Genomic DNA, 20,016 nt, shown 5'->3' on the forward strand with positions numbered 1-20,016 from the left:
TTATTCTTTTTTCAAACGATAACCAATGCCATAAACTGTTTCAATTAAATTATCTAGACATCCTGCCAATTTCAATTTTTTTCGGAGATTAGTCAGATGAGTTTTAATCGTTTCTTCTCCTGAAAACTTATCTATTTCCCACAATTTATCAATGAGTAATGAGCGCGTTAAAATTTGATTAGGATTTTTGAGAAAGCATTCCAATATCATATATTCTGTTGGAGTCAAGAGCAGTTTGTTATTGTTATATGTAGCTTGACAATTGCTCGGATCTAGTTGTAGTTCTCCATAACTCAAAATCGGCTGTCTCGTTTCTGAGCTTCTACGCGATAAAGCTCTAATTCTAGCGGCTAATTCTTCTAATTCAAAAGGTTTGATTAAATAATCGTCTGCTCCTGCATCCAGTCCAATTACTTTATCAGTTGTTGTATCTTTAGCGGTTAACATTAAAATAAAGCTTTGACAATTTTCCGAACGCAATTTTTTACACAAACTAATTCCATCTAATTTAGGTAACATTAAATCTAATAAGATTAGATCATATTGACTCGATTGAGCATAATTTAACCCTTCAAAACCATCAACAGCAAGATCTACAGCATGATTTTGATGTTTTAAGTCTTCTGCTAAAGGTTTAGCGATACGCAGATCATCTTCAATTATTAAAATTTTCATAGCTTGGCTGATTTTTTTCGCTCAATCAATCAACAATTGGGAAAAGAAGATTAATTCCTTTTCCCATCTGATTCTTAATTTTAAGCCATGGCCATCGACATTTGACGACAAGACTCAGCACATTGACGGCAAATTTGAGCGCAGGCTTTCATCTGAGCATCATCCCCCATTTTTTCACAGTCAGAGGCGCATTGTTCGCAAATCTCAGCACACACTCCACAGGTACGGTGATGAAAATGAGAACCCAGTAACATAAAGTCAGCACTCGTTTGACAGATTTCAGCACAGCTTAACATCAAACGGATATGATCAACTTCTGAGTGCATCCCACCTTTTTGTAAGCAGTAAGTAACAGTATTTAAACAGACGCTGTGACAATCTAGGCAATTTTGGATACAATCTTGCATTTCTGGTTTAACTTGGGACAAAGTTAATTGATGAGTCATGATTATTTCCTCTTTAATTATTTAAGGTACTGTTGACAGAGCTTTTAACTCCGTGTCCTCATCCTAGTTAGACCTTGCTCTGATTACTTCTTTCTTTTGCCGTAATTCAACATTCTTACTATTGATAACCTCGATTTCATCCTAATTTCATTTTTATCTGTAAGGCTAAGGAGATTACTACTAATTAATCCATTTTTGCTTTTAAGAAAAAACTTCCCGTTACCCCTTGACTCTCCAGTTGGCTAGAGACTTTACCATAAAATTAACCACTTTAGATAGGAGTTTAAAGCAATGTCTTTTCAAGTTACCGTACCGAATATGGCTTGTTCTGCTTGTAGCGATACCATTACCAAAGCTATTCAAACTATAGATCCTAGTGCTAAAGTTAACGCTGATCCAAAAACAAAACTGGTTAGTGTTGACACCTTAGCCTCAGAAACCGAAATCAGACAAGCGATTACTACTGCTGGTTACACCATTGCCTAAAAGAGGTGATTTATGGAGAACACTACCTTGAAACTACGCGGGATGAGTTGCGCTTCCTGTGCGAGTAACATCGAAAATGCGATTCGTTCCGTTCCTGGTGTCGAAGCTTGTAACGTTAATTTTGGTGCCGAACAAGCAACTATCACCTATGATTCTAGCCGAACCAGCATTGCAGATATCCAAAGTGCAGTAGATGAAGCAGGATATTCAGCACAACCAATGCAAGATGATGTTCTTGCGCCAGAAGATGATACCGAAAAAAGCACCCGACAAGCCGAAAATCGTGACTTAACTCGAAAAGTGTGGGTAAGTGGCATCATCAGCAGTATCCTCGTCATCGGTTCCCTACCTGCGATGACAGGTTTAGAGATTCCTTTGATCCCGATGTGGCTACATCATCCATTGTTACAGCTTATCCTAACCGCACCTGTCTTGTTTTGGGCAGGAAGTTTATTTTTTATCAATGCCTGGAAATCTCTGAAACGCCATACTGCGACGATGGATACTCTAGTGGCACTTGGTACAGGTGTTGCGTATCTCTATTCTCTGTTTCCGACTTTCTTCCCCGAATGGTTCATCCAACAAGGAATCAATCCTGATGTTTATTTTGAAGCAGCATCGGTAATCATTACCCTAATTTTACTCGGAAGACTTTTAGAAAACCGAGCTAAAGGACAAACCTCGGAAGCTATCCGTAAACTCATTGGTTTACAGGCAAAAACAGCGCGAGTGATCCGAAATGGTCAAGAAATCGATATTCCTATTGCTGAAGTAATTCTAAACGATATTATTCTTGTTCGTCCTGGTGAAAAGATTCCCGTTGATGGTGAGATTGTCGAAGGTTCCTCAACGATTGATGAATCAATGGTTACAGGTGAAAGTCTTCCTGTGAAAAAACAATCAGGTGATGAAGTCATCGGGGCAACTTTCAATAAAACGGGTAGCTTTAAATTTAAAGCAACAAGAATCGGGAAAGATACATTTTTAGCGCAAATTGTCAAGCTCGTCCAACAAGCTCAAGGCTCAAAAGCACCGATTCAAAGATTAGCAGATCAAGTAACAGGATGGTTTGTCCCTGCTGTGATTGCGATTGCCATTGTCACTTTTATCATCTGGTTTAATTTGATGGGGAATGTAACACTCGCTCTAATTACTACCGTAGGTGTTTTAATTATCGCTTGCCCCTGTGCGCTTGGTTTAGCCACACCTACCTCGATTATGGTAGGAACGGGAAAAGGTGCGGAGAATGGAATACTGATTAAAGGTGCTGAAAGTCTGGAACTCGCCCATCAGATTCAAACGATCGTCTTGGATAAAACAGGCACGATTACCCAAGGTAAACCTACTGTGACCGATTTTATTACAGTTCGAGGTACAGCGAATCAAAATGAATTAAATCTTCTAAGTTTAGCGGGTTCAGTCGAACGAAATTCCGAACATCCTCTAGCCGAAGCCGTTGTACAGTATGCCCAATCTCAACAAGTCACCTTAACTGATGTTCAATCTTTTGAAGCAGTTGCAGGAAGTGGCGTACAGGGTACTGTATCGAATAAATTAGTTCAAATTGGTACACAGAGATGGTTTAAGGAATTGGGGATAGAGACGAGTCGCTTACAGCAAGATTGGGATCGCTTAGAATCTATGGGTAAAACCGTTATCGGAATAGCGGTTGATGGACAAGTAGAAGCAATTATGGGGATAGCTGATGCTGTCAAACCCACTTCTGCCAATGCCATTCGGAACTTACAACGGATGGGTTTAGAAGTGGTGATGCTGACAGGTGATAACTATCGTACTGCTGAAGCAATTGGCGCAGAAGTCGGCATTAGAAGGATTTTTGCAGAAGTACGACCTGAGCAAAAAGCGGCACAAATCGAGACACTTCAACAAGAAGGAAAGAACGTCGCAATGGTGGGGGATGGTATTAATGATGCACCTGCACTCGCTCAAGCGGATGTCGGTATTGCTATTGGTACAGGTACCGATGTAGCGATTGCTGCTAGTGATATCACTTTAATCTCTGGTGATTTACAAAGTATCGTCACCGCGATTCAGTTATCACGGGTCACCATTTCAAATATTCGACAGAATCTCTTTTTTGCCTTTATTTACAATGTACTCGGTATCCCGATCGCTGCGGGGATTCTCTATCCCATTTCTGGATGGTTACTCAGTCCAATTATCGCAGGTGCAGCAATGGCTTTTAGTTCAGTTTCCGTAGTCACGAACGCGCTACGTTTACGAAATTTCCGTCCCAAAATCGTTCATTAAGAAAGGAGTTAAATAAAATGCGGCAAAAAATTAGTTTCTTCGGGACATTATTAGGATTTGGTTTTCTAGTCGGTGCGATTTCGGGAGTAATTCTCTAAGAGGTTAATAAATGTTTAATCAGAAATTTATCATTGGAAGTATGGCAGGGATGGGATTTTTTCTAGGGATAAATTCAACTCAAGTAGTTGCTCAAATGACCCATGAAGAAATGTTACCTTCTAACACTGAACAAAAGAATCAATTTCAAAAAGTCGAACAACCTTTATGGCTGAAAGGTGCTGTTACAGTAGGCGGTTTAGGATTGATCGGTCTTGAATTATGGTGGTTTCTTGGTAGTAAACCTCGTTCTCAAAAAGCTGAAACAAAACAAGGTATTCAGGAAGTAACAATTACCGTTGATGGTGGCTATGAACCGAATCAAGTCGTAGTCAATGCGGGGCAACCTGTACGACTCAATTTCTATCGGAAAGATCCGAGCAGTTGCTTAGAAGAAGTTCGCCTTCCTGATTTTCGGATTGCTCAAGAACTAACTTTAAATCGAGTTACTTCTATTGAATTTACCCCCGACAAACCAGGAATTTATCCCTTTAATTGTGGGATGAATATGTTTCGAGGTGTTATCGAAGTTAAAGCGTAATTAGATTTGATGAGGAACTAGATATGTTAGCACAAGAATCACTAAAACAGATCGGTTTAGTCGCTAAAGAAAGTAGCGTACCGATTAAAACAATCCGCTACTACGAAGAATTAGGTTTGCTCAAAGCTTCAGGCAGAACAGAAGGAGGGTATCGATTATTTGATTCTGATGTATTTTCACGCCTTAACTTTATCAAACGCGCTCAAAAATTGGGCTTAAGTTTATCAGAAATCAAAGAGTTTTTAGAGGTTCATGATGGAGGACATTTACCTTGTGACCAAGTAAAAATAAAATTAAGTGAAAAAATCGCCGAAATTGAGCAGCAAATCGAACAACTTCAAATTCTCAAACGGGAATTGCAAGGATTACTCGACAGAGAAGATCTTGCTCAAGATGATGAAGCCTTAATTTGTCCGATTATCGAAGGAAATTAACACTCACTTACAAAGATTGAAGATAGCAGTGACAATTGGGTTTGTCGATGAGAGATTTAGCCAAAGCATTAATTACAACAGCCGCTAAAAGCCCTCCTCCCATTGTTCTTTCAATCGTAATATAGGGAATCCCAGAACGGATTAATCGGCGTTTAGCGGCGGGAGCATGGCTAAAACCAATGGGCATCGCCACTACTAAAGCAGGTTGAATTTGGTGTAAAGAAATTGCTTCACAAATCTTCATCAGAACTGATGGAGCATAACCAACAATTAAGATCGATTGAGGGGGAATTTTTTCTAAGTTTTCGACCCAGGTGGATTGTTGCCAGAATGCTTGCTCGGCTTCTACGACATCAGTAACATGAGGATCATTAATTAAGGTTGTAACCTGACATTTCAAATGAGCTAATCGAGTTTGATCGAGCGTCGCAGTGACAGCAGGTACATCGCCCACAATCTGACACTGAGCGAGCATTGCATGACGAGCAGCAGCGATCGCATCACGACTCAACCGAACAAAATTTATGATACTAACATCACCGCAAGCTAAAACCAATTGAGAAAGCAGATCGATTTCGATTTCCGAGCGATCGCAAAGTTCAGGTAGCAAGTGTTGTAAAGATTCTTTAAAATCTTCAGGATGAGAAGATACAGCAGCATCCAAATTTTGCCATAGTTGCTCTAGCCCTTCTAAGCTATCTTGTGTTTCTACTTCGAGTAGCCTGAGATGTGCTAATAAGTTAGCTTGTAGAGTTTGACAATGTTCATCTCGTCCTAAAATTCCTTCTAAAGCAGTAGCCGTTTGGCGAAGTCGAGAAATCTGGCTAATCACTGCTTGATATTGCTGCTGTAGCTGCGTCATCAATGTTGGATTAACTTCTGTCTCTGAGTCGTTGGTGAGTAACTGTTGAATATGCGACAACTGAAATCCTTGTTCTTTGAGGGCAACAATTCGCTTTAAGCGTTGAGCATCCTGTTGAGTATAAAGCCGATAATTTCCTGACGAACGTTGTGCGGGTGGCATCAACCCTAAAGTGTGATAGTGACGTACCATTCGAGGCGTTACCTTCCCCCCGACGTTTTTGGTGAGTTCTTTAATCGTTAAATACTGGTCTTTCATTCTTATTATTTTAGTGAATTAGGTTGACATTAACACTAATGTCAATGTGTAAAGTGAAAGTGTTAATCAGGCTTAATTATTACCATGTCATCTTCTTCTATCGAAAACCTTTTTCAAGAACATCCTGATGCTATCACTGCAAGCATTTGTGCCGTTCTCGTTTTCTTGGGTTGGCTTACTCTCCATCTCGGTTGGCTAGGTTTGAGCTTATTCATTTTGCCATTTGCCTATGTCATCGGCGGATATAGCAGTGCAAGAGAAGGACTGACGACGTTATTTCAAGAAAAAGAATTAGATGTAGACTTACTGATGATTATTGCTGCATTAGGTGCGGCTATTCTAGGTTTGTGGCAACAGCAATATTCCTTCATCATTGATGGTGCAGTCCTCATTTTAATCTTCGCCATTAGTGGCGCATTAGAAAGCTACGCCATGCAGCGCACTGAACGTAGCATCCGAGGGTTGATGAGTTTAACACCAGATACCGCACGACGGCTGGTTAATGGTCAGGAACAAATTGTTCCAGTTGCTAAAATGCAAATTGGGGATCGGGTTTTAGTTAAACCCGGTGAATGGGTTCCTATTGATGGAATAGTAGTCGAAGGATACAGCACCCTCAACCAAGCATCGATTACAGGGGAATCGCTCCCTGTGGAAAAAACAGTCGGTGATGAAGTTTTTGCAGGAACACTCAACGGGAATGGAGCCTTAAGACTAACGATTCATCAACCTCCAGAGAGTAGTCTAATTCAACGAGTAATTCGTCTTGTCGAGCAAGCGCAAACAGAAACGCCTCCCTCACAGCAATTTATTGAACGATTTGAGAGGATTTATGCCAAGATCATCGTTATAAGCGGTTTTCTGCTCGGAACGCTACCGCCGTTTCTATTGGGTTGGACTTGGGAAGATACGATTTATAAGACGCTGATTTTTCTAGTGGTGGCTTCACCTTGTGCTTTGATGGCGGCAATTATGCCGACTCTTTTATCAGGAATTGCCAACGGCGCACGACAGGGGATTTTATTCAAAAATGGCGCACAGTTGGAGATGATGGGACGAGTCAAAGCGATCGCATTTGATAAAACAGGAACGCTGACAACAGGAAAGTTAGAAGTAATACAGATGATCGCCCTCAACCAAGATGAGGCGGCATTACTTCGAGTCGCTGCCGCTTTAGAAAGTTTTTCCGAGCATCCGATTGGTGAAGCGATCGTACAAACGGCTCGTCAACAAAAACTAGAATGGAGTAGCGCAACTAATGTTCAAGCTCAAGTCGGAAAGGGCGTTACTGGCGTTCTCGATAGTCAAAGAGCGGTCGTTGGGAAAGCGACTTTTGTTCAAACCCAAATTAACTTAGAAAATGAAACCTTCCTCCAATCTAGCCAGCAGTGGGAACAGAGCGGAAAAACCGTCGTTTGGGTAGCTCATGCTAACAAAATTCTGGGGATTATTGCTATTGCTGATACTGTGCGACCTACAGCCTCAACAGCGATCGCTCATTTAAAATATTTAGGTATTCGCTTCATTGCCATGTTAACGGGAGATAATGAGCAAACCGCCCACAGCATCGCCCAGCAAACAGGAGTAGATCGAGTATATGCAGAACTATTACCTGAAGATAAAGTTGAGGTCATTCAACGACTTCAAAAACAGTATGGCACTGTAGCAATGGTAGGTGATGGAATTAATGATGCTCCAGCTTTGGCACAGGCCTCAGTTGGAATTGCTATGGGAACTGGGGGAAGTGATGTTGCTCTTGAAACAGCAGATATCGTATTAATAGCAGATCGTCTAGAAAAGTTAGAGTATGCGATTCGTCTCGGTCGTCGTTCTGAGCGTATTATCAAACAAAATATCATCTTTGCTCTGAGTTTTATTGTATTCCTCCTGATTGCTAATTTTACTGGACATATTACTTTACCTCTGGGAGTTTTAGGGCATGAAGGTTCTACAGTCTTGGTAACACTTAGTGGTTTACGACTGCTAAGAAATGAACAGACCTAAAGAATAACTAGATGTAGCCTATTTAAAATTTCATCCTTATTTCATTTTTCTCTCCTAAACTATTTCAATTGAGAGAGCTAGACTCACCAATTAATCAAAATACGAAGTAGAACTACGGACTTTCGCCATGCGACATCAACTACTCAAAAAAATTACCCTTTTTACCAGTACACTTGCTCTAGTCTTGGGGATTCAAATTTATTCGGTAACTGCCCAACAACATCAAGGGCATTCGACCCCCCAGATGGATACTTCATCTGAACCGAAAGCCTTACCGCCTATACCTACTGACTTACCCAGTTGGATGAACAACAAAAAGGAAAATCATATCTATCGCAAACGGGGTGTCTATAATGATGCCGTCTATAATATTAAACCCCTTGCCCTAGATATAAATGCGGTTGCCGTTGGTCATGCTTTAGCCTACGAAGATTTAGTCACGGGACAAGAAAAAGAGTTAGAAAGCAAAACTTTTGAGCGCATTAACTATGTCTTAAAAAATCCGCCGCGTTTTATGCCCGATGAAGCGAATATCTCACCTACGTTCGGACGCAAGTATGGTGTATTAGAACAGGTGTTTGACTGGACGCATGTTCTTCACGCTCAAACTGTAGATGTCTTAGTCAGTACCAAAATGACTGAAGCCGAAAAAGAAGCAGAAATTGAACGATTGTATGAATTTTACATCAAAAATGTCCCCTATGCGGTTACAGGTTTACCGATGAATATGGGTTATCTCGATGGACAGCCTTATTCAAAAGCGTTTCGTCAAGAATATCCCAAAGTCAACGGGCTTTTTTGGGGTTATCACTGGTTGCAAGGCAGTATGTACGATCTGTTGTACGGCAAAACTTTAGAAGAACAAAAAACGGCTTATGCTACAGTTGGCAAACAATATCATGAGGTTGAATTGTATCGGACAGACCGCCCGTTTATGCCGATGTTTGCTGAAGTGAGTCCACGCTTTGCTCAACGCTTCCCACAACTGGCTAATACGTTTGATAATCTGCATATGTTACACGATATGGTTAACGATATTCTCGCCTCAGATTGGATCACTGAAAAACAAAAAGAAGAACAAATTCAACGGGCGATTTGGTTAGTAATGGCGAAAAATCATGAGGGAATGGAAGCAGGACAAAACTACGGGGGTGATGGATTGCATGATCATCGTTTTATGGCAGGAATGCCAGGTATGGGTTTAATGCCTGAAGGCACTGAACATCAAGGACATGATATGTCAGAAAATCAGAACAATTCTGACTCAATGCCGAATATGAATCATGATAACTCAATGCCAGGTATGAACCATAACAATTCAATGCCAGGAATGCAGCATAACAACTCAATGCCGAATATGAATCATGATAATTCGATGCCAGGAATGCAACATAACAATTCCATGCCGAATATGAATCACGATAATTCGATGCCTGGTATGACCCATCCGATGCCACAACCGACTCAAAAACTCTCTGAACCCTCAATGTCCAAGCCTAAGCAGTAATTCGTTATTATCCAAAACCATCAATCAAGCCGATAAAATTAAAATGAATTTACAAAGAATCTTATTCTGGGGAGTCATCTCATCTACCATTGTAGCCTTCAATCCCGCTAGTGCCGTCGATCACAATAATCTTGATGCAGGTCGTCCCCTATCTTTTGATGATGCGGAAAGTATTGCCTATCGGGAACAATCAATCGAATTTGGTGCAGGATTAAACCTACCGAGTAATCGAAGTGTTGGGGGATCTTTTGATATTGAATATCTGTATGGATTTGCCCTTAATAGTCATTTAGTAATTGGTCTAGATCCTAGAGTTGGGGGTAAAGCAGATACAGACGATACTGATTTTGATGTAGGTAATCTATCAGTCGGGGTGTTCCATAATTTCAATCGAGAGTACGATAATGTACCTGCTTTTGCGATTCGGGGTGATGTTGGATTTCCGACTGGACGGGACTCGCGGGGGGTAGATGTACGGTTACGAGGGATTGCTAGTAAAACCGTTGGACAATATAATCGCCTCCATCTTAATCTCGATCTAAATCTGAAAACCGATACTGATGGCGAAGAACGATCGGTGATTCCCGGTTTAATTTTAGGGTACTCTAGACCGATTGGTTATCCAAAACGTTTTGACAAAACTTTTCTAGCCGAGATGGGGGTCAGAGCGAGTGAGGATAGTAAAGGAGGCGCGATTCTATTAACGGGTGTGGGTCTTCGGCAGCAAGTCAGCTTACGAAGTGTTGTTGATATTGGATTAGAAGGGGATATTGCGACTGGTGGAGGAGAGCGTAGCGAATTACGGTTTAAGGTTGGTTATTCTTTTGGATTTTAGGATGAATAACAATCCTGAGATTGTATCCGACGATATATAAAGGAACTCACGGGGTGACAAACTCTTTGAAACCCTTATTGGTAATGCTTTTAAGCTAGTTGACCTTCAAAAAGATTAAAGCTTATAGATAGGCTTGAGGAGCATTAATAAACGATCTCTAATTTAGGAAAGCCTGATTCTGTGGTTAAATTTTCCTATTTTTTGATGAAATGGCTAGACAATCTTTTTTAAGGACTATAGGCTGAAAGCCTTATTTGGCAAAGCTTATAGAATGCTTGTCACCCCGTCTGGTAAGTTTATCTCAATAGCTGCTTTTCACTAACCAAGCGACAGACGATTGAGAAAACTTGCTCATTTCATTCTAATTTCATTTTGAGTTGAAACACTATAAATATGAATTAATTTTAGCAACTTTATTTATATCTGTCTTTTTTAAATTGAAACGACTTAACTTTAATCTTTTTTAACTATTATTCGCTGGTTCTACTTACACGCAACTCATGGTACCCCTCAATGTCAAAGACCTTAACCTTTTTCTCCGCAACTTTTTTGAATCTTATTCTCTTGACAACTCCCGCGATCGTTTTGGCTCATGGCGGTCATGGAGACGAATTTCAAGGCAGTGGTGAGTCGAATCAAACAACCGAAGCGATCCAAGTTGATGCTCAAACAGCAAAACAGATGGGAATTAAAGTCGAGCCAGTAAAACGCCAGCGTCTTTCGGTCGGCATTAAAACCACAGGACAGATCGAAACTTTACCCAACCGTCAAGTTGAAGTGACAGCACCGACATCAGGCAAAGTTGTTGAACTATTGGTCAAACCAGGAGATCTAGTAAAAGCAGGTCAATCAGTGGCGGTTGTAGCTGCACCTGAATTAGTTGAGTTACGAGTGACGGCAACTGAAAAACAAGCTGAGGCTGAGGCTGATGTTGAGAAAGCCAAAGCGGATTTAAAACTTGCTCAAGAAAATTTAATACGTCAGCGTCAAATTGCTCAAGCAGAAATTGTTCAAGCGAGTACTGAAGTAAGAGTTTCTCAAGAAAAGTATGATCGAGATCGGGAGCTCTATGAAGCGGGTGCCTTACCACGCCGTGATTTCTTGGAGTCGCAAGCTCATTTAGCGCAAGGGAAAGCACAATTGACCACTGCCACAAGTAGTAAAGATGTACTTGAAGCCGAAAATCAACTCAAACGCGCTCAATCAGATTTAGAAGTTGCTCAAACTCGCCTTCGTCTAAGTAATGAAGCTTATCAGTCTCGACTACAACAAATTGGAACTCGTGCTAATGATAAAGGTTTAGTTGTAGTAACCGCACCAATAACAGGAAGAGTAGTAGATCGAGAAGTGAGTATTGGTCAAACCTTTCAGGATGCAGGGGGTAGGTTAATGACTATTGTTAATGACGATCGCATTTTCATCACCGCCAATATCTATGAGCAGGATCTAGCTAAGATTAGAAAAGGTCAACGGGTTAATGCCAAAATTGCATCATTAGCGGGAAAAGTTTTTACAGGTCGTATTACATTGATTGGTTCAAATGTTGAAGGAGAAACCAGAGTTGTTCCAGTCAAAGCCGAATTAGATAATACAAACGGTCTACTTAAACTAGGGATGTTTGCCGAACTAGAAGTTTTGATGGATCGATCTTCTACAAATACTTTAGCAATTCCTACATCAGCAGTTGTTGAGGCGAATGGTAAACAATTAGTCTATTTACAAAATGGTGATGCGTTCCAGCCTGTAGAAGTAAGGCTAGGACAAACCTCAGATCAATTAGTAGAAGTCAAAAGTGGACTATTTGAGGATGATTTAATTGTTACTCAGCGTGCGCCTCAACTGTATGCTCAATCTCTTAAAGGTGGGATACCAAGCGCAGAAAGTGACGAAAAAGAAGTTTCTTCACCAACAAAGGATACTGTAACAAATTCTGAACAATTACCCTTGTGGCTCGTGATTCCCATAGGAACAGCAATGATCGGAGGTACCTTTTGGGCAGGCTCTTTCTGGCAGAGTCGTCGTCAATCTAAAATTATTCCTGTTGAGCCTAAAAATACTTCTCAATACGAAACTGAAATTTATCTAAATAGTTCCTCATCTTCAAATTCTTCGACAAAAATGGATGAACAAGCCTATGAAGAATCCTAAAGAATTGAGTCTACATAATTGGTTGTCCCCCCTTTTTTTTGTCTCCCATCTCGTCAATTTAGCTCAGAAATTAGGTTGATATCTTGCCCTTAGAGATCTAGAAAAGCATTACAGGAGAAACGATTCCTTTTAGGACTAGATACCTTCATGTTGGAGATTGACGCTTAAGTTGAGTGCTTAATGGGAATTCAGATGTTGATTGATGATTCGGTTTGCACCAGTCCAAAAGAGGGGACTTGGATCTGAGCGATTGCGCCCGCGTAGTGATCTTCGATTACGTGAACCGATGTGCCACACCAATCTGCAACTCTGCGAGATGGGATTCCATCTTCGAGACAAAGAGTGATAAAAGTATGCCGACAGTTATATTGAGGCAAGTATTCTCTAACTTTACCTTCCTTGACTAACGCCTGAACTATAGGCTTCCAAACCCGGTTGAGAAAATTATGAGCATCTAATTCCCTGCCATTTTTAGCAGGAAATACGAGAGAATCCGAAGTACAGTTGTCTGGCTTGATTATCTCAAGAATCGTTTGTAGTTCAGCGTTGATCGGGAAATAGCGAGGCTTATCGGTTTTTGTTGTTTTCCTAACTCGCACATCCGTTGCGACCGCCTCACAGAAATGAATGCGATCCTTTTCAATATGCCTCCACTTCAAAGCGATTGCCTCTTCTGGTCTACAACCTGTGTGAAAGAGAAATTTGACATAGGGAGCATAGTAGGAGTGAGGCACTGAAGAATAGCGAGAAGAATAGATATTATGCTCTAATGCGGAAATAATTGCCGCTACACAAGAACGAGAAAAGGGTTTGCGAGATACTTGACTGGTTTTCTTGGTTTTGATTTCCTTGGCAAGCTCTTTAAAAGGATTCTCTGCAATCAGCCGTTTCCTCATTGCCCAATTGCAGCAAGCACTTAAATACTTGAGAGTGCGTTTCGTTACCTCTGTAGAATAATTCTTCAGCAGGTAGGCCTGAACGTCAATGGCATCCTCCACAAACTGCTTGGGGAACTTCCGAATCCGCTTCTCAATTTTGCCGTAATCTCGCAGAATCGTTGACTCCTCAAGATGCTTACGCTGAAATTCGGTGTACGAAGTCCATAGCTCCAGAAGCGAGGTTTTCGATGGTTCGTTGTTTGGGAGAACAATCGGGGTAACGGTAGTTGGTATTAACTGTGGCTTGTACTTTTGTAGGGTTGGATCGAATTTTTCTTTATAAATGTCATCTTCAATAAGAGCGGCTTTTCGTGCCGCTACCTTTTGGTTGGCCGGTGTATCTGCCAGTCCGGTAGAGAGATAGTGGCGTTTGCCTCCTACAGTGAAGACAAGCTGGATACGGTTGTTGGAAATCTTAAGACTGACAGTGCCTTTGGAGGCTTTACCTGAAAAATTTTCATTGTACATGAGGGAGTCTACTCATATCCGATAAAACTGGATAACTAGAAGATAAGCAAGTCATCTGTACTATATTTTACCCCAATTTTACCCCAATTATTGACCCAAACTGCTCTAAAAACACCCAAATGATTCAGCAGGTATTCTCTTGAATCTTTGCTGAATTGCTTGTTATTCTGATGGCTCAGGCGAGAGTTGAACTTGCGACCTTGGGCTTATGAGTCCCCTGCTCTACCACTGAGCTACTGAGCCGTTTCTTTCCACAATATTTAATTATACAACAAAGTTTAAACTTTTGAACAACTTTTTTGAAAAAAAAGGGGAAAGTTGTTTGCTTTCCCGAATGACATTAACGACGCTCTCTCTTAGGTAAAAAGGCGATCGGATTAACGGCACCTTTTCCATTAGGATGTACTTCAAAATGGAGATGGGGACCTGTGCTAAATCCTGTACTACCCATTTGTGCAATTTGTTGTCCTTGCTGTATTTGTTGACCGCGACGCACCAACAAACGGCTATTGTGAGCATATAAAGTGACACTGCCATCAGGATGTTGAACTTTAACCAAATTGCCATAACCTCCGTTATTCCAACCGGCGGAGATCACTTGACCTGGTGCTGCTGCAATAATGGGTGTACCAACGGGAGCCGCGATATCAATTCCTCGGTGCATTCTTCCCCAACGTCTGCCATAACCCGAACTTAGAACCCCTTTTGCTGGCCAAATAAATCCTTGAAATACGGGTTGGGTTTCGGGTAAATATTGGTTAGGGTTATTCAGAGACGGAAATTCAGGATCAACGGTTGTACCGACTGGAATCTGTAGATTATCAATATAAGGCTCTACTTGAATGGATGCTGTCCCCACAATGGTCGGTTTGTCATTAATGGGTCTTGATTCAATATTTTGGGGTCTTTTAAAGGCTGAACGCCTGTTATCGTGATCCCACTCTGAATTACGGGTTTGTGGTACTTCTATTTCAGTCGTGTCAGCGTCAATTGGAATACTAACAGACACTTGATCTCTAGGGTTTTCTTCAGCTTGTTCTAAATAAGCGAAATCTTCTCGTAATTTTTCGGTTTGAGTTTGTGTGGGAGATTCGACAGAAAGACTAATGACTGAAGATTGGGAAGATGCGATCGCACTGTTCGGTTTAACTGCAAACCCTCTAGCTGTAGAAGTTGTTTCTATCGGTTTGACTTGGGGAACTGGTGGCAGTTGGTTCGCTTCTTGGACTTCAAGGGAATTAGAGGGAATAATCAAAGATTGATTCACCTTGATCGTATTTGGATCGGTGATTTTATTCGCTTCGGCTAATGCTTGTACTGATATACCATGAGATTTAGCGATCGTTTTCAGGGTATCTCCGACTTGAACTTTATAATAGGTTTCTTGATTCGGTGTAATCAGTTTCGGTGTTGGGAAGGCCACGGCGTGTTCTTCTGACACGGGTTCTGTATAGGATTCGACTACAGGGATTGATTGAGTAGATGCTACTGTAGTTGAAATTGTTGTTTGGGGTGTTACTTCGTCGTCTTTAATAAGTGTGGGTTGAGGCGGAATATTACTAACTTCTGTGTCTGGAGTGGGTACAACGATCGGAATAGGGTGATTTAATTGGATCGCTAAAGAAGAAGATTCATCGATCTCATTAATCGGATCACTAAAGGGTTTGATGGGTTCTTCTACTACTGGAATTGGGGTTTGAGCGATCACAGTAGGTTGAGAGATAATTTGATTAGACCGTAAAGCGGCTAGACTTTCTTGTAATTTTCTCCGGCTTTCTTTAAGATTGCTTAGAGATTGCTCCAATTCTGGGGTAGAGATTTTTTCTGAGCGTGGAGATATTTGATTTTCAGGACTTGCAATTTTAAGAGTTTGTCCCACTTGTAGATCATATGATCGCTTAGGGTTATTTCCTTGTGCGATCGCTTCTGGTTCAAGATGATAGTTTTCAGGGCTTAGAATTAATGATGGATTCTGTTCGTTTTGTTCGACTGAAGTGCTTTGAGGGGTTGGTACATCAGCAGCAAACGCCGATTGATTTGTGTTCGCTAACAATAAGCTAGATGCTCCCATCGAAATCGCTAAACTCAGAATAACTGAACAGCAATTTTTGTTTGTTCCTTCATTGGGGTTGTTCGTTTCTTCTAAAGAATCGGTCAACAAATCGATTAGAGATTGAGTGGTGTCTGTCAAATCTGAGGAAGTCGTTACCATTTTTTTCATAAATGCCTCTTTCTTTATAAACCTTTATCTCGTGTCATAAGTCCTTAATGTTCAATATGACTCGATTGGTCTTGTACGATAACTGTGCTTTTTAACACAGGGTTTCTGTTTAGTCTGTTAATGAATTATGCCAAACACCTCACTTAAATCTATCTTTGGGTCATGATATCTATGAAAGGTTAGCTTAGTTTTCCCATTTACACAAGCCCGTCTCATCGCTCCATGAACTAAAATACCTCGTTTGATGGACTGGTTTTTAGAATGGATAGTTAGACGATTTTGTTCAAAGAAAGTTTCTGCCAATCCTAGAAAAATGATCTGTTTTTCTTGAAAAAGGCAATGCTCACCGCAAAACCCTCGGAAATTTTGATAAGCTAAGTCGATCTTTTTTCGCATTTGGAGCAATTCCTTATACAAATTTCTTATTTTTGCGCTCTCAAGACGTGCTATAGTACGTCTTTACTCCTCACTCACCACATTATCTCTTAAAAGCTTTCTCTTGCTGAGTATGCCCAATTTAATGAGTCGATGTAACATGATCGCTCAAAGATTATTTTTTTGAGATCCAGCTTTCTAATGTTGGTCGAGAGGCAAAACTTTGATTATCATAAAAGGTGGTCTAAGTTCTCTGACTCAAATCCGTTCCACCGAGAGGACAAAAATGATTTCAACAGAAGTAATAGAAAAAAGTACAACCTCAACCGTTCGTAAACATGCACCCCGTTATCGAGTTTTACTCCATAACGATGACTATAATTCGATGGAACACGTGGTACTAACTTTGATGCAAACGATCGCAGGAATGACCCAGCCTCAAGCGGTTGATATTATGATGGAAGCTCATACTAATGGGTTAGCTTTGGTGATCACTTGCGCTTTAGAACACGCTGAGTTTTATAGTGAAACCTTAAAAGCAAATGGTTTAAGTAGTACTATTGAACCCGATGAGTAAAAGTGTTTAATAAACGTCTTGCTACTTACCCAGCACCATTGAGGCTGGGCATTTTCATTCTTATCTTAGTTTCATTATGGCTACCGTTGGCCATTCCGATTTATTTCTTTTTCCGTTCTGATCCTAATCTGGTTACGATCTTGACAATGGTGATCTTGTATGCTGAATTCCTTTGGTTACTGCGTCGCTGGAGTCGTCAAGTTCATCATCATGATCAAGGTTTAACACATTATGGGATTATGTGGACTCATCAGAATCGTGTTGAGTTCATTAATGGTTTAAGTATTGGTTTTCTACTGGTTTGGTTGCTATTTATCGTCGAAGCTGTTTTCTCCTGGGTGACATTTAAAACGCCTACTGCATCGATTGGACGTATTATCTTAGAAGGGCTGATCGTCTCTTTTGGGATCGGTTTTGCTGAAGAATTATTTTTTCGTGGCTGGATTTTAGATGAACTAGAAAAGGACTATAATCTTACTACGGCGATTTGGGAAACTGCGCTACTGTATTCATCCTTCCATTTTCTTAAACCGATCGCAGAAATTATTCGGACTTTCCCTCAGTTTCCCGCTTTAGTTTTATTGGGTTTAACGTTAGGTATAACAAAACATCTTAACCGAGGTCGCTTAGGAATGAGCATCGGTATACACGGGGGGCTAGTCTGGGGCTATTATGTCATTCAGGTGGGTCAGTTGATCACTTATACTAATACTGTATCTCCTTTAATTACAGGAGTCGATCGCAACCCATTAGCGGGTGTAATGGGCTTATTTTTCCTCAGTATTCTATACTTTGTGGTCAGACGCAAACAATCCCTCAATCCTTAATATTCTTGGTTGTTTTAAGCAAAATACCCGCAACCAAGAGAAAATAAAAGTCTAAAATCTGCTCATGCTACTACACAATGTCTCATTCATTACCCGATCAACGCTGGTTTATTGCTCAAGCTAATAAGACATCGGTTGAACATTTAGTACAAAATACAGGATTATTCCCCATCCTCGCCCAAGTTTTACTCAATAGAGAGATTATTACTTCAGATCTCGCTCAGATTTATCTTAACCCTGAAAGTCAAAATCTTCCCTCACCTCTAGATGAGTTTTCTGATCTTAAACTGAGTGTAGACTTATTAGCCGAAGCGATCGCATCTCAAGACAAAATTATTATTTGTGGGGATTATGATGCAGATGGCATGACCAGTACTGCAGTACTACTCCGCTCACTAACACATTTAGGCGCAGATGTCAACTATCTGATTCCGTCTCGCATGAAAGAAGGATACGGAATTAATACTCGTATCGTTGAAGAATGCGCCTCGGCTGGAGTTGGTGTTATTCTAACGGTTGATAATGGAATTTCCGCCTATGAACCGATTGCGAGGGCTGTAGAATTAGGATTAACGGTTATTATTACGGATCATCACGATTTACCCGAAATTTTACCCCCTGCCGATGCGATTCTCAATCCTAAATTACTTTCTTTTAATTCACCCTATCAAGGTTTAGCAGGTGTGGGCGTTGCTTATATTTTAGCGGTCACTACGGCACAACATTTAGGAAAATTACAGGGATTAACGGATCAACTCTTAGAACTATTCACACTGGGAACTATAGCAGATTTAGCCCCTTTGACTGGGGTAAACCGTCGCTGGTTAAAACGGGGTTTAAAAAAGTTGCCCAAGTCTAAACTAGCAGGAATACAAGCATTGATGCAGAAATCGGGGGTGAGTGATCAACAAAAACCAGTCAAACCCGATGATATTGGTTTTAGATTAGGCCCTAGAATTAATGCTGTAGGACGTATTGGCGATCCGCAAATTGTAATTGAACTCCTGACAACGGATGATCCCGAAATTGCTAAAATGAGGGCGATGCAATGCGAACAAATCAACCATCAGCGTCAAACTTTATGCGAACAAATAGAATTAGAAGCGATTCATTTGATCGAAAATACTCCGATACAATGGAAAAGCGATCGTATTTTAGTTGTTGTTCACCCAGAATGGCATCATGGAGTAATCGGAATTGTCGCATCTCGTTTAGTTGAACGTTACGGGGTTCCTGTTTTTATTGGAACTTATGAGGAAGAAGATACGACTAAGATTAGAGGATCGGCCAGAGGAATACAAGAATTTAATGTATTTGAAGCGTTAGAGTTTTGTCGAGATCTTTTAGGTAAATTTGGTGGACATAAAGCAGCAGGTGGGTTTAGTTTAGCCACTGAAAATTTAGAGTTATTTAAAAAGCGTTTAAGTCAGTTTGCCCATCAATGTCTTAAAATCGAATATCTTAAACCTTTGGTTAAAATTGATGCCCAAGCTAATTTTAGTCAATTGAATGCTGCACTCTATCAACAAATTGATAGTCTACAACCTTGGGGAATTGGAAATGATTTTCCTGTATTTTGGACAGAAAATGTTAGAGTAATTGAACAGAGAATGATCGGAAAAAATCATCTCAAGGTAACTTTAGCGCAAGATGATGGCTGTCAGATTAAAGCGATCGCATGGCGTTGGGGTCAATATTTTCCTCTACCTCCTCGCTTTGATGTCGCCTATAAATTACGAGAAAACATCTGGAATGGTAACACAGATATTGAATTAGAAATTATCGGAATTCGACTTACTAACATCCAAAATAATGTTATAAAAAAAGCCAGTTTTCAATATAAAGGACGTGCTTATATTTGTAGTCATTGGCAAGAAATAGACGAATTACGCATTAAAAATGAGGAAGGTAAAGTCTTATCTGTCAAACGAGGACATCGCTCAGGTTTATTAGGCATTAATCGAGAAACTGCTGAAACAATTGATGTTACACAACCCCATTATTATCAATTAATTAAAGAAGCTATAGCCGCGTTATCTGGTTAAAA

Annotated in this window: 17 protein-coding genes and 1 tRNA gene; 11 read left to right on the top strand and 7 right to left on the bottom strand. The window is 40.5% G+C overall.

Translation table 11 applies throughout. From position 1 onward, the window contains the following. Both C7H19_RS21040 and C7H19_RS21045 read right to left on the bottom strand, forming a co-directional pair. Positions 1-675 (bottom strand): response regulator transcription factor, encoded by a 675-nt coding sequence (locus C7H19_RS21040; RefSeq protein ID WP_106458887.1) that lies wholly within the window; start codon positions 673-675, stop codon positions 1-3. Between the two features lie 80 nt (positions 676-755). Then, positions 756-1,121, bottom strand: a complete 366-nt coding sequence (locus C7H19_RS21045; RefSeq protein ID WP_219907707.1) for a four-helix bundle copper-binding protein — start codon at positions 1,119-1,121, stop codon at positions 756-758. A gap of 291 nt (positions 1,122-1,412) precedes the next feature. On the opposite strand from C7H19_RS21045, the gene C7H19_RS21050 reads away from it, so the two are divergent. The 4 genes from C7H19_RS21050 (at position 1,413) to C7H19_RS21065 (ending at position 4,949) form a co-directional block, all read left to right on the top strand. Next, on the top strand, positions 1,413-1,607 hold the full coding sequence (locus tag C7H19_RS21050; protein ID WP_106458889.1) for a heavy-metal-associated domain-containing protein: 195 nt from the start codon (positions 1,413-1,415) through the stop codon (positions 1,605-1,607). A gap of 12 nt (positions 1,608-1,619) precedes the next feature. Further along, complete coding sequence (locus C7H19_RS21055; RefSeq protein ID WP_106458890.1) at positions 1,620-3,878, top strand: heavy metal translocating P-type ATPase; 2,259 nt, start codon at positions 1,620-1,622, stop codon at positions 3,876-3,878. A 109-nt stretch (positions 3,879-3,987) separates the two neighbouring features. Further along, a complete protein-coding gene (locus tag C7H19_RS21060) occupies positions 3,988-4,515 on the top strand; it encodes a cupredoxin domain-containing protein (protein WP_106458891.1) in 528 nt (175 codons plus the stop codon). Between the two features lie 23 nt (positions 4,516-4,538). Beyond that, positions 4,539-4,949, top strand: coding sequence for a heavy metal-responsive transcriptional regulator (locus C7H19_RS21065; protein ID WP_106458892.1), 411 nt, complete (start codon positions 4,539-4,541; stop codon positions 4,947-4,949). Between the two features lie 7 nt (positions 4,950-4,956). On the opposite strand, the gene C7H19_RS21070 is transcribed toward C7H19_RS21065, so the two are convergent. Continuing rightward, positions 4,957-6,069, bottom strand: a complete 1,113-nt coding sequence (locus C7H19_RS21070) for a precorrin-8X methylmutase (protein ID WP_106458893.1) — start codon at positions 6,067-6,069, stop codon at positions 4,957-4,959. An 84-nt stretch (positions 6,070-6,153) separates the two neighbouring features. Here C7H19_RS21070 and C7H19_RS21075 point away from each other — a divergent pair, with 84 nt between their 5' ends. The 4 genes from C7H19_RS21075 (at position 6,154) to C7H19_RS21090 (ending at position 12,563) form a co-directional block, all read left to right on the top strand. Further along, entirely contained in the window at positions 6,154-8,073 is a 1,920-nt protein-coding gene (locus C7H19_RS21075; RefSeq protein ID WP_106458894.1) for a heavy metal translocating P-type ATPase, read from the top strand. Positions 8,074-8,200: 127 nt separating this feature from the next. Further along, on the top strand, positions 8,201-9,580 hold the full coding sequence (locus tag C7H19_RS21080) for a hypothetical protein (protein WP_245927692.1): 1,380 nt from the start codon (positions 8,201-8,203) through the stop codon (positions 9,578-9,580). A 43-nt stretch (positions 9,581-9,623) separates the two neighbouring features. Further along, positions 9,624-10,415 carry a hypothetical protein gene (locus C7H19_RS21085; protein ID WP_106458895.1) on the top strand — a complete coding sequence of 264 codons (792 nt, stop codon included), beginning with the start codon at positions 9,624-9,626 and terminating at the stop codon, positions 10,413-10,415. Positions 10,416-10,928: 513 nt separating this feature from the next. Beyond that, positions 10,929-12,563, top strand: coding sequence for an efflux RND transporter periplasmic adaptor subunit (locus tag C7H19_RS21090; RefSeq protein ID WP_106458896.1), 1,635 nt, complete (start codon positions 10,929-10,931; stop codon positions 12,561-12,563). Positions 12,564-12,751: 188 nt separating this feature from the next. Here C7H19_RS21090 and C7H19_RS21095 read toward each other — a convergent pair whose 3' ends face one another. The 4 genes from C7H19_RS21095 to C7H19_RS21110 all read right to left on the bottom strand — a co-directional run bounded on the left by C7H19_RS21095 (position 12,752) and on the right by C7H19_RS21110 (position 16,586). Beyond that, the gene (locus C7H19_RS21095) at positions 12,752-13,969 is read right to left on the bottom strand and encodes an Arm DNA-binding domain-containing protein (RefSeq protein WP_106458897.1); all 1,218 of its coding nucleotides are present in this window, start codon (positions 13,967-13,969) and stop codon (positions 12,752-12,754) included. Positions 13,970-14,140: 171 nt separating this feature from the next. Further along, positions 14,141-14,212, bottom strand: a tRNA-Met gene (locus tag C7H19_RS21100). Between the two features lie 97 nt (positions 14,213-14,309). Further along, the gene (locus C7H19_RS25400; RefSeq protein WP_146136567.1) at positions 14,310-16,190 is read right to left on the bottom strand and encodes a peptidoglycan DD-metalloendopeptidase family protein; all 1,881 of its coding nucleotides are present in this window, start codon (positions 16,188-16,190) and stop codon (positions 14,310-14,312) included. 117 nt (positions 16,191-16,307) lie between these two features. Then, positions 16,308-16,586 (bottom strand): hypothetical protein, encoded by a 279-nt coding sequence (locus C7H19_RS21110; protein WP_106458898.1) that lies wholly within the window; start codon positions 16,584-16,586, stop codon positions 16,308-16,310. A 268-nt stretch (positions 16,587-16,854) separates the two neighbouring features. Here C7H19_RS21110 and clpS point away from each other — a divergent pair, with 268 nt between their 5' ends. The 3 genes from clpS (at position 16,855) to recJ (ending at position 20,014) form a co-directional block, all read left to right on the top strand. After that, positions 16,855-17,142, top strand: coding sequence for an ATP-dependent Clp protease adapter ClpS (clpS, locus tag C7H19_RS21115; RefSeq protein ID WP_106458909.1), 288 nt, complete (start codon positions 16,855-16,857; stop codon positions 17,140-17,142). An 86-nt stretch (positions 17,143-17,228) separates the two neighbouring features. Continuing rightward, the gene (locus C7H19_RS21120; RefSeq protein WP_245927695.1) at positions 17,229-17,969 is read left to right on the top strand and encodes a CPBP family intramembrane glutamic endopeptidase; all 741 of its coding nucleotides are present in this window, start codon (positions 17,229-17,231) and stop codon (positions 17,967-17,969) included. Between the two features lie 77 nt (positions 17,970-18,046). Continuing rightward, positions 18,047-20,014, top strand: coding sequence for a single-stranded-DNA-specific exonuclease RecJ (gene recJ / locus C7H19_RS21125; RefSeq protein ID WP_106458900.1), 1,968 nt, complete (start codon positions 18,047-18,049; stop codon positions 20,012-20,014). Positions 20,015-20,016 lie beyond the last annotated feature (2 nt).

Source organism: Aphanothece hegewaldii CCALA 016, assembly GCF_003007785.1.
Taxonomy (GTDB): Bacteria; Cyanobacteriota; Cyanobacteriia; order Cyanobacteriales; family Microcystaceae; genus Chroococcus; species Chroococcus hegewaldii.

What these genes read in the sequence shown, in the direction of transcription:
- C7H19_RS21040 (WP_106458887.1), bottom strand. Translation starts at nt 675, where the DNA reads ATGAAAATTTTAATAATTGAAGATGATCTGCGTATCGCTAAACCTTTA.
- C7H19_RS21045 (WP_219907707.1), bottom strand. Translation starts at nt 1,121, where the DNA reads ATGACTCATCAATTAACTTTGTCCCAAGTTAAACCAGAAATGCAAGAT.
- C7H19_RS21050 (WP_106458889.1), top strand. Translation starts at nt 1,413, where the DNA reads ATGTCTTTTCAAGTTACCGTACCGAATATGGCTTGTTCTGCTTGTAGC.
- C7H19_RS21055 (WP_106458890.1), top strand. Translation starts at nt 1,620, where the DNA reads ATGGAGAACACTACCTTGAAACTACGCGGGATGAGTTGCGCTTCCTGT.
- C7H19_RS21060 (WP_106458891.1), top strand. Translation starts at nt 3,988, where the DNA reads ATGTTTAATCAGAAATTTATCATTGGAAGTATGGCAGGGATGGGATTT.
- C7H19_RS21065 (WP_106458892.1), top strand. Translation starts at nt 4,539, where the DNA reads ATGTTAGCACAAGAATCACTAAAACAGATCGGTTTAGTCGCTAAAGAA.
- C7H19_RS21070 (WP_106458893.1), bottom strand. Translation starts at nt 6,069, where the DNA reads ATGAAAGACCAGTATTTAACGATTAAAGAACTCACCAAAAACGTCGGG.
- C7H19_RS21075 (WP_106458894.1), top strand. Translation starts at nt 6,154, where the DNA reads ATGTCATCTTCTTCTATCGAAAACCTTTTTCAAGAACATCCTGATGCT.
- C7H19_RS21080 (WP_245927692.1), top strand. Translation starts at nt 8,201, where the DNA reads ATGCGACATCAACTACTCAAAAAAATTACCCTTTTTACCAGTACACTT.
- C7H19_RS21085 (WP_106458895.1), top strand. Translation starts at nt 9,624, where the DNA reads ATGAATTTACAAAGAATCTTATTCTGGGGAGTCATCTCATCTACCATT.
- C7H19_RS21090 (WP_106458896.1), top strand. Translation starts at nt 10,929, where the DNA reads ATGTCAAAGACCTTAACCTTTTTCTCCGCAACTTTTTTGAATCTTATT.
- C7H19_RS21095 (WP_106458897.1), bottom strand. Translation starts at nt 13,969, where the DNA reads ATGTACAATGAAAATTTTTCAGGTAAAGCCTCCAAAGGCACTGTCAGT.
- C7H19_RS25400 (WP_146136567.1), bottom strand. Translation starts at nt 16,190, where the DNA reads ATGAAAAAAATGGTAACGACTTCCTCAGATTTGACAGACACCACTCAA.
- C7H19_RS21110 (WP_106458898.1), bottom strand. Translation starts at nt 16,586, where the DNA reads ATGCGAAAAAAGATCGACTTAGCTTATCAAAATTTCCGAGGGTTTTGC.
- recJ (WP_106458900.1), top strand. Translation starts at nt 18,047, where the DNA reads ATGTCTCATTCATTACCCGATCAACGCTGGTTTATTGCTCAAGCTAAT.